The organism is Rhodoferax sp. GT1R46 (genome assembly GCF_056521285.1).
Genome location: NZ_JBWMBC010000014.1, coordinates 15,108 through 27,578, shown reverse-complemented (window position 1 = coordinate 27,578; position 12,471 = coordinate 15,108). Strand labels below are relative to the sequence as shown.

At 61.3% G+C, this 12,471-nt stretch carries 11 protein-coding genes; 5 read left to right on the top strand and 6 right to left on the bottom strand.

The features are described 5' to 3' along the window. The first annotated feature begins 124 nt into the window (after positions 1-124). Positions 125-622 (top strand): hypothetical protein, encoded by a 498-nt coding sequence (locus AC097W_RS20330; RefSeq protein ID WP_479604463.1) that lies wholly within the window; start codon positions 125-127, stop codon positions 620-622. Between the two features lie 74 nt (positions 623-696). Next, positions 697-1,398, top strand: a complete 702-nt coding sequence (gene queC / locus AC097W_RS20325; RefSeq protein WP_479604462.1) for a 7-cyano-7-deazaguanine synthase QueC — start codon at positions 697-699, stop codon at positions 1,396-1,398. On the opposite strand, the gene AC097W_RS20320 is transcribed toward queC, so the two are convergent. From AC097W_RS20320 to ilvA, 5 genes are all read right to left on the bottom strand, one after another. Next, positions 1,380-3,146 carry an ABC transporter ATP-binding protein/permease gene (locus AC097W_RS20320; protein WP_479604461.1) on the bottom strand — a complete coding sequence of 589 codons (1,767 nt, stop codon included), beginning with the start codon at positions 3,144-3,146 and terminating at the stop codon, positions 1,380-1,382. The genes queC and AC097W_RS20320 overlap by 19 nt on opposite strands. Beyond that, a complete protein-coding gene (locus tag AC097W_RS20315) occupies positions 3,143-4,477 on the bottom strand; it encodes a DUF1501 domain-containing protein (RefSeq protein ID WP_479604460.1) in 1,335 nt (444 codons plus the stop codon). The genes AC097W_RS20320 and AC097W_RS20315 overlap by 4 nt, the downstream gene beginning before the upstream one ends. A 12-nt stretch (positions 4,478-4,489) precedes the next feature. Then, positions 4,490-5,944, bottom strand: coding sequence for a DUF1800 domain-containing protein (locus AC097W_RS20310; RefSeq protein ID WP_479604459.1), 1,455 nt, complete (start codon positions 5,942-5,944; stop codon positions 4,490-4,492). A gap of 337 nt (positions 5,945-6,281) precedes the next feature. Beyond that, positions 6,282-7,175 carry a 5'-nucleotidase gene (locus AC097W_RS20305; RefSeq protein ID WP_479604458.1) on the bottom strand — a complete coding sequence of 298 codons (894 nt, stop codon included), beginning with the start codon at positions 7,173-7,175 and terminating at the stop codon, positions 6,282-6,284. A 17-nt stretch (positions 7,176-7,192) separates the two neighbouring features. Continuing rightward, positions 7,193-8,833, bottom strand: a complete 1,641-nt coding sequence (gene ilvA / locus AC097W_RS20300) for a threonine ammonia-lyase, biosynthetic (RefSeq protein WP_479604457.1) — start codon at positions 8,831-8,833, stop codon at positions 7,193-7,195. A gap of 114 nt (positions 8,834-8,947) precedes the next feature. On the opposite strand from ilvA, the gene AC097W_RS20295 reads away from it, so the two are divergent. Beyond that, a complete protein-coding gene (locus tag AC097W_RS20295; protein ID WP_479604456.1) occupies positions 8,948-9,397 on the top strand; it encodes an OsmC family protein in 450 nt (149 codons plus the stop codon). A 79-nt stretch (positions 9,398-9,476) separates the two neighbouring features. Then, complete coding sequence (locus tag AC097W_RS20290) at positions 9,477-10,514, top strand: GSU2403 family nucleotidyltransferase fold protein (RefSeq protein WP_479604455.1); 1,038 nt, start codon at positions 9,477-9,479, stop codon at positions 10,512-10,514. Here the strand turns inward: AC097W_RS20290 and coq7 are convergent. Continuing rightward, positions 10,511-11,128 (bottom strand): 2-polyprenyl-3-methyl-6-methoxy-1,4-benzoquinone monooxygenase, encoded by a 618-nt coding sequence (gene coq7, locus AC097W_RS20285; protein WP_479604454.1) that lies wholly within the window; start codon positions 11,126-11,128, stop codon positions 10,511-10,513. The genes AC097W_RS20290 and coq7 overlap by 4 nt on opposite strands. Positions 11,129-11,366: 238 nt before the next feature. On the opposite strand from coq7, the gene AC097W_RS20280 reads away from it, so the two are divergent. After that, the gene (locus tag AC097W_RS20280; RefSeq protein WP_479604453.1) at positions 11,367-12,410 is read left to right on the top strand and encodes a porin; all 1,044 of its coding nucleotides are present in this window, start codon (positions 11,367-11,369) and stop codon (positions 12,408-12,410) included. Positions 12,411-12,471 lie beyond the last annotated feature (61 nt).

Here is a 12,471-nt window from a genome sequence, read left to right as displayed (position 1 = left end):
TGCAAAATATTTTCGCTTTTTTGCAATTATTTTTGAAATAGGCCTAAATAACCCCCTAAATCTGCCGTTAAGAAACGTACGTCTACAGATAAAAGTCACCGGAGGGGCCTTCAGGCTTACCAAAATGCAGTTGCCGTCCTTTGATCGAAACCTTAATTTGCGCATTTCTGGCGCGGATTTGGCTTCGTCTGGAGCCAACAAAGTCATTGCGGTGGCGCCGGTGAACCCTCCCGTCAGCGCGAGTCCGCCGCTTGAGCCGGCTCCCAGCGTCATCAATCTCGTCAATACGGCGCGCAAGCCCAACCAGGGCGAGGCGCTGTACACCAGCGTGGCCGACCCCGCCAAACGCGGCGCAGAAGCCGATACCTCGCAAAAAGACTGGACCATTCACCGGCCCGTAACCGAAAAGGTGGAAGAACCACCGCGCAAACCGGTGTACCAGATGCTGATTGACCACCTCAAGACCATGTGGACGGCGGGTGCGAGCGCCATCCAGCTGGAACAGGTGAAGGACCAGTTGACACCCATCACGCCTCCCGCGTCGTCCCAAATGCCAGGCACCCTGGCCAAAGAGGTTTTGACCTACACCGCCAACAAGGTCAAGAAGCCCGAAAACATCTGATTGCTCTGCGCCGACCGCGGTGGCGACTTTGGGCGACTTCTGTGCCGGGCGGGCCATCGTCTACCATCTTGGTCATGCATACGACTGCCCTTGTTCTTTTTTCCGGTGGCCAGGATTCCACCACCTGCCTGGCCTATGCGCTTGAACGCTACGAGCGCGTTGAAACCATTGCCTTTGACTACCGCCAGCGCCACAACGTGGAGCTGGAGGCGCGGCTGGTGGTGCTGCGGGAGATGCGCAGCCAGTTTCCGCAATGGACCTCCAGACTGGGGGAAGACCATTTGCTGGACCTGGCCGTGCTGGGCTCGGTCAGCGAGACCTCATTAACCCGGCAAACCGCGTTTCAGATGGAAAGCACCGGTCTGCCCAATACCTTTGTGCCGGGGCGCAATCTGCTGTTCCTGACCCTGGCGGCCGCCGTAGCCTACCGGCGGGGGCTGCAGGTACTGGTCACGGGGGTGTGTGAAACCGATTTTTCGGGCTACCCGGATTGCCGCGACGACACCATGAAAGCCATGCAGCTGGCCCTGTCGCTGGGCATGGACAAACGCTTCCTGATCGAAACCCCGCTGATGTGGATCGACAAGGCGGACACTTGGGCCATGGCGCAGACACTGGGCGGCCAGCCGCTGGTGGACCTGATCGTGGAACACACCCACACCTGCTACCTGGGCGACCGGGAGCACCGCCATGCCTGGGGTTATGGTTGCGGCACCTGCCCGGCGTGCGAATTGCGCTGGCGCGGGTTCGAGAAGTTTCAGTCCTCCACCCGGTAACGCGCGGCCGCGCCTTTGGGCTCTGGCAGCAAAGTCCAGCGCCGGTTGTGAAATGCCGCCACACCCGGCCTGTGCGCTATGGAAATGAGAGCGCCTTGTGCAGATTCCACGAGGGCTAGCAGCCGTTTGTACACTGAAGCCTCGGTGGCCTCGTCGAGCGCGCTGGTGGCTTCATCGGCAAACACCCAGCGCGGTTTTTTCAGCAACACCCGGGCAATCGCCAGTCGCTGCTGCTCGCCACCCGAGAGCTTCTGGCTCCAGGCGTCCGCCGTGTCCAGCTGGCCGGCCAGATCGGGCAACAGGGCGTCGCTCAAGGCCTGCTGCAGTTGCGCGTCGGTGTAGCGGGTGGGGGCTTCCGGGTAGGCCAGCGCCTCGCGCAGCGGCCCGTTGGGAAAGTAGGGCCGCTGGGGAATAAACATGGTCTGCGCGGGCAGCTGCACCTGGCCTTTGGCGAACGGCCAGATACCGGCCAGTGTGCGAAACAGCGTGGACTTGCCACTGCCCGAGGGCCCCTGCAGCAACACCCGGTCGCCTGCAGCGGCATGCAAGGCGGTGCCGGCCAGCAGCACCGTGCCGCCTGGCAGCGCGACCTGCAGGTCCTGCGTACCCAATGTGTTGTTGTTTGCTATTAATTCAGTAGCTGTCTGCGCGGGTTCTACGGGGGCTAGCGCCTGAAATGACTCCTCAAAGCTGGTCAGCCGGTCGGTTGTGGCGCGCCAGCTGGCCAGGCTGCTGTAGCTGTCCACAAACCAGCTCAAAGCGCCTTGCACCTGGCCGAAGGCGCTCGATATTTGCATCAGCTCACCGAGCTGAATTGCACCGCTAAAAAACCGCGGCGCGGCCACCACAAACGGAAACACCACCGCGGCTTGCCCGAAAAAGCTGGTGAACCAGATGAGCCGCTTCTGCGCGTTGATGAGTTGCAGGTAGTTGCCCAGCACCTTGCCGAAACGCGTGTCCAGCTGCTGGCGCTCGACCTTTTCGCCCCGGTCCAGCGCGATGGATTCGCTGTATTCCCGCACCCGCACCAGGTGGTGGCGAAAGTCGGCTTCGACCCGCTGCTGCTGGAAGTTCAGCGCAATCTGCGGGCGGCCGATGTAGTGGGTGATGACGCTGCCCGCCAGGCAGTACAGCACCGCCATCCACACCATGAAGCCGGGGATGTTGTAGTCGCTGCCGCCCAGCGTGAACGCAAACCCGCCGGAGAGCCCCCACAAAATGCCGACAAAGCTCAGCAGGGTCACCACCGAGTTCAGCAAGCCCATGGACAGGCCAATCGTCAGGCCGGTGAACTGGTTGATGTCTTCCTGAATGCGCTGGTCCGGGTTGTCGGGGTTGTCGCCGTTGGCGTTCGGTTTACCGGTAAAGCGCGCCAGCTCCAGCCGGTAGAACGCGTGGTTGCTCAGCCAGCGCTCCAGGTAGTGGCCGGTCATCCAGGCGCGCCAGCGCATCTCCAGCAGCTGGGTCAGGTAAAACTTGTACACCGCAATCACGATGAACGCGAAGGCCAGGTAGGTGAAGCGCCCCAGCTGCGCCCAGAACACGGCCGCGTTCTTGTCCTGCAGCGCGTCGTAAAACAGCTTGTTCCAGTCGTTGAACAGCACGGCCATGTAGACCATGCCCAGGTTCAGGGCAATGATGGCGCCCAGCAGGGCGCGGGCCTTCCATTTCTGGTCCGAGGCAAAGTAGGGCTGTGACAGCGCCCAGACGCGGCGCAAAAAGAGCTGGAAGGTCGCGAGTTTGGTCATGCCCGCAGCATACCGTCCAACGATCGGTCCCACGCAAAGCCGGGGAACAGGGTGTCGATGTCAGCGGCTGTCAGCCCCTGGGTGCTGCGGAGCACCTGGGCGAACACGCCCCGGAAGTCGTTGTGCACCGGCAGGTCGCGGTTCTCGTGCAGGTTGCCTTGGGCCAGTCCGGTCCAGCCGCCGTGCATACGGCCGCCGTTGACCTTGTTCCCCATGATCCACATCGCGTTGCCGTGGCCGTGGTCGGTGCCACGGGTGCCGTTCTCGGCGCTGGTGCGCCCGAATTCGCTGCACACCACCACGACGTCGTTGGTCTGTGAAAAATCGCGGCGCAACTGCACCAGGGTGGCGGCCAGGTTGCCCAGGTTATTGGCCAGGCTGCCGGTCACACTGCCCTGGTTGGCATGCGTGTCCCATCCGCCCGCGGACAAAAAGCCCAGGCGCAAGCGGCGGTCCTGGCGCATCAGCGTGCCCAGATGCTGGGCGTCCAGCAGCAGGCCCTGCGCGGTACCGGCGCCGTTGTTGGCGGCCTGCATTTCGCGGCTGATGTCTTTGCCGATCTCGTTGCCACCCATCGCTTCGCTCAACGTCTTGGCCGTTTGCATGCGGCTGTCCGCCCCCGCGCGAAACGCCTTGGACAAGTCGTCCTGCCCTGCATACAGGCGCATCACCGCGTCGCGGGTGCGCTCGTCGCCCACCGCGCCCTGGCGCGTCGCGGCCTGTCCCTTGGCTACCAGTTGCACCGGGGCGCTGCCCGAGAGGATTTGCGGGTTCGCCTCGCCGACCCCGATTGCTATGGATTTTGTAGCTGCTTGCGCAGTGCTGTCGGGGGCTACAGGCTTAAAACCTGCGAAATTCCCCGATAAAGTGCCAGCCAACGTGTTCATCCACCCAGCCGCATTGCTGCTTTTGCCCGGTGTGCCGATTTCCCAGTGGTGCTGGGCGTCAAAGTGCGAGCGCGTCGGGTCCGGCGAGCCGGCGGCGGGCAGGGCGCTCAACACGCCTTGCTTCCACAGTGGCATCAATGGTGCCAGGGCGGGGTGCAGGCCGAAGGCGTCGTCCAGCCGCAAGGTGGTTTGCACAGTGCCATCGGGCCGGGGCAGGGCGATGGACGGGCGCAGTGCGTAGTAGTTGGCATCGCCATGTGGCACCAGCGCCGACAGGCCGTCGTAGGCACCGCGGAGAAACACCACTATCAGGCGGCCGTCGCTCTGCGCCTCGCGCGCGTTCTGGGCGAAGGCCATGGGCGCGGCCCAGGCGGCAGATGCGCCCAGCAAGGCTTGCAGTACGTGGCGGCGGTTCAATTCCGTGGAGTGGGGGTGGGATGGCATGGGGCGCTCCGTCTATTTGTACTGGAAGTCGGGGCTGGCCAGCATCAGCCCGGCACGCAGTGCCGGCTTCTCCTGGACAATCGACGCGCGGGTAGCGGCGCTCAGAAAAGGCAACAAGAACTCCATGTCATACGCCTGCCGTGCCACGGCCAGCGCGTAGTCGGCGCGCCGCGTCAGCGCTTCGGGTGCCAGCCAGGTGGCGGCATCCGTTTTGTAGCCGTCCGGTGTTTGCCAGCCGTGCAGGGGCTGGCCGGCCTGGGCCAGAAATCCGGCGGTGAGCACCAGGGCGCGCCGTTCGGGTGCGGCATCACCGCTGCGCGCACTGCCCTGCACGGCGGCCAGGGAGGAGCAGGCAAAGTCCATCGGCGTCTTGAACAGCTTGTTGTCGGGGTTCCAGAACGCGGTCGATTCCAGCAGCGTACGCATCACCACGCGCATGTCGCCCTGGCTACTCTGGAAGGTTTGCGCCAGTTGTGCCACCAGTTCGGCCGGCGGGCTGTCGCTCACAAAGAACTGTGCCAGTCTCAGGCTGATGCGCTGCGCGGTTTTGGGGTGGCGAGCCAGCATGCGGATGGCCTGCTCGCCCTCGCGCTCACCACCACCGAATAGCCCGTCAGGGATCTTGTGGCCCAGGACCACTTTGTTGCCGGTGTCATGCAGGCGCGGCGCAAAGCGGAAGCCATCGGGCGCCTGGGGCCCCACCGTCCAGCCGGTGAGGACGCGGGCCAGTTCGCGCACATCGGTCTGACTGTAGCCACCGGCGACACCCAGGGTGTGCAGTTCCATTAGTTCGCGGGCGTAGTTTTCGTTCAGGCCCCGCTTGCGGCCCTGGCCACCACCAGAGCCCTCGGCCACGCTTTGCGCCTGGTCCAGGTACAGCAGCATGGCGGGGTGGCGTGCGCTGGCCAGCAGCAGGTCTTCAAACTTGCCCAGCGCGTGGGCGCGCGCCACGTTCACCACATAGTGCCCGGTGAACGGCCGCACCGCACCCTTGCCGGAGTAGATGTTGAGGTGGTTGAACCAGAATTCGGTCATGCGTGCCAGCAGCGGATTCTCCCAATCAGGCTGGCTGCTGGCGCCCAGACGCCAGGCCGCCGTTTTCTGCACCATGCTGCGGCTGAAGTGCAGGGGGTCAGTGGGCGCAGCAAACTCCATGCGCCGGGCCGCCGACGCGTCGTCCTTGTCCATGTCCATGGCGCCGGCCTTGACGGCCGAGCGGGCCTGGCGTTCACGCTGCCCGCCTTCAAAAATAGTGGGCAAAGGCGCATTGAAGTCAGCCAGATCAGCCGCGATCTGCGGGGGTGTCTGGCTGGCGGTATAGGCCAGGTCAATCTGCTGTAGAGCCCAGGCCTTGGCGTTGGGTGCCGCATGTACGGCACGCACCAGCTGCGGGGTAGGCCCGTAGCCGACCCGGGACATGGCGCGCCACTCTTGTGCCAAGTCCGCCTGCCCGGCAGGCCCTTTCACCTGTGCATATGCAAGAAAAGTGCCTGTAGCCCCCGTGGATAGTGCGCAAGCAGCTATGATTTTAATAGCGTCTCTGCGAGGGTTGGTGACGGGTGGCTGGGCTGCATGCGGCATAGTCAGTTTCTCTTTGGTTGTAGCAACTCCAACGAACGGCCACGACTGGCGGCTTACCAACCCGCCCGGTCTTTACACCGCCTTAACGCCCGTTGCAACATGAGCCGGGGCGGCGGGCGGCTGGGGTGGGAAAAATGGCGAGGTAAAGGAGGAGGCCGCAGGCCGGAGGACACGAGCGATTTAGCCCACCCCAGCCGCCCACGACCACCACACCGCTGCAAGCCTAGTTGCGCACGCCGCTGGCCACGTGCCCCGAAGGCACATGCCGCGCGGCCGATTCAATGTGCCCCGTCTGGTCGTCAAAGAAAAAATCGGGCTCAAACTCGCGCAAAAACTCGCCCTTGTCCAGCCCGCCCAGGAACATGGCCTCGTCCACCTCAATGTTCCAGTTCATCAGCGTGCGAATGGCGCGCTCGTGGGCCGGGGCGCTGCGGGCCGTCACCAGCGCCGTGCGAATGCGCATCCGGGGTGTGGCGGCCTGCTGCAGGCGGTGCAACGCCACCAGCAACGGTTTGAAAGGGCCGTCCGGCAGTGGCAGCGCCACCTTGTCAATCTCATGCTGCTGGAAAGCCGTCAAACCCTGCGACTGGTACACGCGCTCCGCTTCGTCGCTGAACAACACCGCATCCCCGTCAAACGCAATGCGCACTTCGGTGGGGTGCGCGTCGCTGGCATGGGCCGACTGGGGGTACACCTGTGCGGCGGGTACGCCTGCTTCCAGTGCGGCGCGCACGTCGCTCAAATGCGTACTTAAAAACAGGTTGGCGCGCAAGGGCTTCAAGTAGCGCCAGGGCGCCTCGCCCCGGGTGAACGAGCACCGGATGATAGGCAGCGCGTAGTGCGCGGCCGACTTCATCACGCGCAGGCCGCTGACCGGGTCATTGCGGGAGAGGATGACCACCTCCACGTTCTGCGAGGCTTCGGTGTTGAAGGCCAGCAGCTTCTGCACCATGGAAAACGCCACGCCCGGTTTGGCGGGAACGTCCAGACGCTCCAGCTGCAAGCGCATGTAAGCTGTGTCATCACCCTGCTCAAAGACTTCGTTTTCTTCTTCAAAGTCGAACAGGGCCCGGCTGGAGATGGCCACCACCAATTTACCGTCCAGAGAAACGCTCATGGCTGCCTTTTAAGAAACTATCGCTGCAAAAACAGACGGTACACCGGATTGGCCGTTTCCTCCACATACGGGTAGTCCAGCGTCTGTAAAAATTGGGCAAAGGCCTTGTCGTCGGCTTGCGGTACTTGCAGTCCGACCAGAATGCGGCCGTAGTCGGCGCCCTGGTTGCGGTAGTGAAACAAAGAGATGTTCCAGCCCGGGCGCATCAGGCTCAGGAACTTCATCAGCGCGCCGGGGCGTTCAGGGAACACAAAACGCAGCAGCCGTTCGTCCTGCGCCAGTGCGGAGATACCACCCACCATGTGGCGAATGTGCTCTTTGGCCAGTTCATCGTGGGTCAGGTCCAGGGTCTTGAAACCATGCTTGTTGAAGTTTTTGGCGACCTTTTCGGATTCACCCTTGGCTTGCGTGGTCAGTCCCACAAACACATGCGCCAGCGCGGCGTCGCTGATGCGGTAGTTGAACTCGGTTACGTTGCGCGGGCCTGCACCGCCTCCGAATGCAGGCAGTTCACCAATCAGCTCGCAAAAGCGCTTGAAGCTGCCGCGCTCTTCGGGGATGGTGACCGCAAACAGGGCTTCTCGCTCTTCGCCCACTTCGGCCCGCTCGGCCACAAAACGCAGGCGGTCAAAGTTCATGTTGGCACCGCACAAAATGGCCGCGTACGTTTCGCCCTTGGTCTTGTTTTTAGCCACATACTGCTTGATGGCGGCAACGGCCAGCGCACCAGCGGGCTCCACAATGCTGCGGGTGTCCACAAAGATGTCCTTGATGGCGGCGCACACAGCGTCGGTATCCACGGTCATGAACTCGTCCACCAGGTCGCTCGCAATGCGGAAAGTTTCTTCCCCTACCAGCTTGACGGCAGTTCCGTCGGAGAACAGGCCCACGTCGGGCAGTGTGACGCGCTGGTGGGCGGCTACCGACTGGATCATGGCGTCGGAATCATTCATCTGCACACCGATGACCTTGATGCGCGGGTCCACCGCCTTGATGTAATTAGCCACACCCGCCACCAGGCCGCCACCGCCAATGGCCACAAACACGGCGTCGAGCCGGGGGCCCTGGATGTTGCCGGATTTTTGCCCCGACTTGGCCGCCTTGTCGGCACCCAGGGTTTGCACCTGGCGCAGCATTTCCATGGCCACGGTGCCTTGCCCTGCGATGACGTCCGGGTCATCAAAGGGGTGCACAAAAGTCAGACCTTCCTTTTTCTGCAGTAGCAGCGAGTGGTTGTAGGCGTCGGAATAGCTCTCGCCAAACAGCACCACTTCGCCACCAAAGCCGCGTACCGCATCCACCTTGACCTGCGGGGTGGTGGTGGGCATGACGATTACGGCGCGGGTGCCCAGCTTGCTGGCGCTCAGGGCGACACCTTGCGCGTGGTTGCCAGCCGAGGCGCAAATCACCCCTTTTTTGAGCTGCTCGGGGGTGAGGTGCGCCATCTTGTTGTAGGCACCGCGCAACTTGAAACTGCGCACCTGCTGCTGGTCTTCGCGCTTGAGCAATACCGTGTTGTGAAGCCGGCGGCTCAACACGCGTGCGGGCTCCAGTGCGGTCTCCACGGCCACGTCGTACACGCGCGCGGTCAGAATCTTCTTCAGGTAATCCTCCGGGCTGAGGGCTGGGCGGATGGAGGAAGACGGTTTGGGGCTCATGGGGCTACACTCGGGTTGGCAAGCTTCAAATAATTTACTCCGCGCGGAGTAACGAAGACACATTGTAAGCGCACGGGTTTTGGCCCCGCGCGGAGCACCAAGAAAAGGTTGAATATGGAATGCACAGTCAGTTGGACCGGCGGATTGAACACCCTATCCGGTATGGGTTTTGTGGCCGAAACCGGCAGCGGCCACACCTTGATGATGGACGGCGCCCCCGATGCGGCCAAGCCTGAAAACGGAGGGCAAAACCTGGCTCCCCGTCCGATGGAAGTGGTGCTGGCGGGCACTGGTGGCTGCACGGCCTATGACGTGGTGCTGATTTTGAAGCGTGGCCGCCACGCGGTGCAAGGCTGTACCGTCAAGCTAACGGCCGATCGTGCCGAGGTGGACCCCAAGGTGTTCACCAAAATCCACATGCACTTCACGGTAACCGGCAAGGGCGTTCCCGCCACCGCTGTGGAGCGCGCCATCGCCATGAGCCACGAGAAATACTGCTCCGCCAGCATCATGCTGGCCAAAACGGCGGAAATGACGACCAGTTTTGAGCTGGTGGAGGCCTGAAAATCCATGAAACGCCCGGCTCGTTCCGTGCGATTGATATCGAGGTTGGTTATACTACCTATTTGAAAAAGGAAGTATAGTGGCGCTCTACACCGACCTTTCGCTAGCGGCTCAGGCGTCTTATGCCGGACTGGACATTGCAGCCAAAGATGCTGAAATTCGAAGAAGCATCGCTAACCTGCCTGGCGGGTTTACTTCCAAACAAGTCAAAGGCAAAGGGTATTGGTACTACCAGATAAAAAGTCCGGGTGGCGCGCCGCAGCAAATCTTCGTGGGGCCAGACGACGCACCCACCCGCGCGTTGATTCTTCGGCATTCCGCGGAAAATGCCAAGGAGTCCCTTCAAAAACTCACCCGCGCTGCGCTGGAGTTGGGTTGTGCCGACATCCCTTTGAAGCACGGTCGGGTGATAGGTCGCTTGCTCGACCACGGCTTTTTTAAAGCGGGTGGCCTACTCGTGGGAACGCATGCGTTTCTGGCGTACCAGAATATGTTTGGGGTGCGCTGGGATGCTGGCGCCTTCACGGTGGACCCTTACTTTGCCCATGCCGGGAAAAATCTGTCCTTGGCCATTGCGTCAAACATTCAAATGGATGCCGTCAAAGCGATTGACTCTCTTGAGATGGGGTTCATCCCTGTTATGAGCAAGACCACTTTCAAAAAGCCCGATGAGCCTGATTTCGACCTTGATTTTTTGACGACCTACGGGCGCAGTGGCGATAAGCCCGTTTATTTGCCTGCGCTGAATTTGACGCTCCAACCGCTTAAATTCCTGGAACTCTCACTGGAAGATCCCATGAAGGCCACGCTGCTCTTGCGTAACGGTCCATTGGTGGTCAATATTCCGCGGCCACAGCGTTTTGCATTGCACAAGCTGATAGTGCATGGCGAGCGGCCCAGGGATCAGCGGGTCAAGGCCAATAAAGACCTGGTTCAGGCCGCATGCCTGTTGGACTATCTGATGGAAAACGACGCGGATCTTGTCAAGGAATCATGGCAAGACGTCTTGTCCCGAGGGCCAGGCTGGAATAGCCGCCTGAAGAAAGGCTGGGATGCTTTGGTCGGGAGTTTTCCCGAACAAGAATTCGCTCAACGTCTGGAAGTTGCGCTCAATTAAACCCGCTGCGCCACAGTCGTCATCACCCGGGCCGCGGCGCGCATCAGGTCTTTGACGGGCCGAGGTAGCTCCATGGCACCGGCAGCTTGTGCCGCTTCTGCATGGCGCAACTCGTCGTCACGCATCTCCGCCACGATGGCGCGAGAGGCGTGATCGCCTTCGGGTAGCGTGTCCAGGTGGCTTTGCAGGTGCGCGCCCACCTGGCGCTCGGTTTCCACCACAAAGCCGAGACTGACTTTGTCACCCAAGCGGCCGGCCAGCAGGCCCAGCCCAAAGGCGCCGGCATACCACAGCGGGTTCAGCAGGGAGGGGCGTTCACCCAACTCTTCGAGTCGTTGTGCCGTCCACGCCAGATGGTCGGTTTCTTCGGTACACGCCTCGGTAAAGTGCTTGCGCAACGCCGGGTTGGGCGTTGCCAGCGCTTGCGCGGTGTAGAGCGCCTGCGCGCACACCTCGCCCACGTGGTTCACCCGCATCAGTCCGGCCGAGTGGCGTTTTTCCTCCGCGGTCAACTCGGTGGGCAGGTCTGGCAGCGTAGGACACGCCTGTGCGGCGTGGGGCTTGGCAAACAGCGTGCGCAGGGCGGTGTCGAATGAGGTGAGCAGTGCATCCATTAAAGATTTCCCGTTTTGGCTTGTTCGCAGTCTAGTTCCAGCCGGATTGTCATTGGATGGCTTGTGGATTGTAGTAACAAAACAACAACCGCGGGTTTTTCTGGATTGGCTTTTTTTCGTCATAGAAATGACATCAAATATGGGTTTACTCCTTACACCTTCCCAGACTGGGAAGTTGGCCCGATGCGTCGAGTTGTTCGACCCGGAGCCTTTAATTTGTCCTTGGAGTAACTTCACAATGAAAAAGACCCTCATCGCCTTGGCCGTTCTGGCTGCTTCTGGCGCTTCTTTTGCACAAGCAACCATCAGCGGCAATTTGACTATGGGTTATTTGGCCTACAGCAAGGGTGGCGCAACCACTGCAGATACTTCCGGTTTTGGCGTGGAAACATCGCAAATCAACTTCAACACCACGGAAGATCTCGGTGGCGGCATGAAGCTGGATGCGCAAATGCGTATTGATGGCGCGGATCGCAGCAACGGCGGTGCTACTGTCGGTGCTGTGGTCGGCAAAGACGCTTTTCTGCGTTTGACTACAAACGGTTACGGTGTGTTGACTTTGGGCGCTATCAAGCTGGGCGATCTGGCCAATGGCATTGCCAGCGTTGGCGCGACCTACTGGCAGTTTGATGACCTGAGTGACAACGCCAACGCAATAACCGACGGTCTTTTCTACAAGCGCGCCACACGCGACGTCGTGTCTTACGCTTTACCTATGGGCCCTGTGACACTGGGAGTGGCGCACGGGGAACCCAAAGCGGACGGTCTTGGTATTGGCGCTACTGGTTCCAAAGGTCAACGCGCCAACATTTACAACGCAGCCTACAAGGCTGGCGCGATTGCGGGCAACCTGACCTATTCCACTTACGACAACCGGGATGGCACGCAAGCTACCGCCAAAGACCAGACCCGTCTGGAAGGTGCGTACGACTTCGGCATGGCCAAAGTCGGTTTGGGCTACCAGGTCACCTCCAGTGATGGCACTGCCGGCGCAAAAGACACCCAGACTCTGTTGGGTGTGAGCGTGCCGTTGGGTAGCCTGCAGTTGGGTGCTAACTGGGGTGTCCGCAAGTCAGACGACTACACGACAGTTGCCAACAACGGAACCCGCAACGGTTACATCTTGGGCGCCAATTATGCCCTTAGCAAACGCACCAGCATCATTGGTCAGTACGCTCGTTGGGACGCAGCTTCCGTAGCCCAGACCATTGGTGCAAGCAGCACGGTGGGCATGGCCAATCCGTCCACATCCTTTGCGTTGCTGTTGGCGCACACGTTCTAAGCACCGCGCGTAGCCTGGACCTGCGTGGGCAGGCCGAGCTAGCTTGAATAAGACGATGGGT

Bases quoted from the DNA above. Each gene is read 5' to 3' on its own strand.
- AC097W_RS20330 (WP_479604463.1), top strand. From the start codon at position 125: ATGCAGTTGCCGTCCTTTGATCGAAACCTTAATTTGCGCATTTCTGGC.
- queC (WP_479604462.1), top strand. From the start codon at position 697: ATGCATACGACTGCCCTTGTTCTTTTTTCCGGTGGCCAGGATTCCACC.
- AC097W_RS20320 (WP_479604461.1), bottom strand. From the start codon at position 3,146: ATGACCAAACTCGCGACCTTCCAGCTCTTTTTGCGCCGCGTCTGGGCG.
- AC097W_RS20315 (WP_479604460.1), bottom strand. From the start codon at position 4,477: ATGCCATCCCACCCCCACTCCACGGAATTGAACCGCCGCCACGTACTG.
- AC097W_RS20305 (WP_479604458.1), bottom strand. From the start codon at position 7,175: ATGAGCGTTTCTCTGGACGGTAAATTGGTGGTGGCCATCTCCAGCCGG.
- ilvA (WP_479604457.1), bottom strand. From the start codon at position 8,833: ATGAGCCCCAAACCGTCTTCCTCCATCCGCCCAGCCCTCAGCCCGGAG.
- AC097W_RS20295 (WP_479604456.1), top strand. From the start codon at position 8,948: ATGGAATGCACAGTCAGTTGGACCGGCGGATTGAACACCCTATCCGGT.
- coq7 (WP_479604454.1), bottom strand. From the start codon at position 11,128: ATGGATGCACTGCTCACCTCATTCGACACCGCCCTGCGCACGCTGTTT.
- AC097W_RS20280 (WP_479604453.1), top strand. From the start codon at position 11,367: ATGAAAAAGACCCTCATCGCCTTGGCCGTTCTGGCTGCTTCTGGCGCT.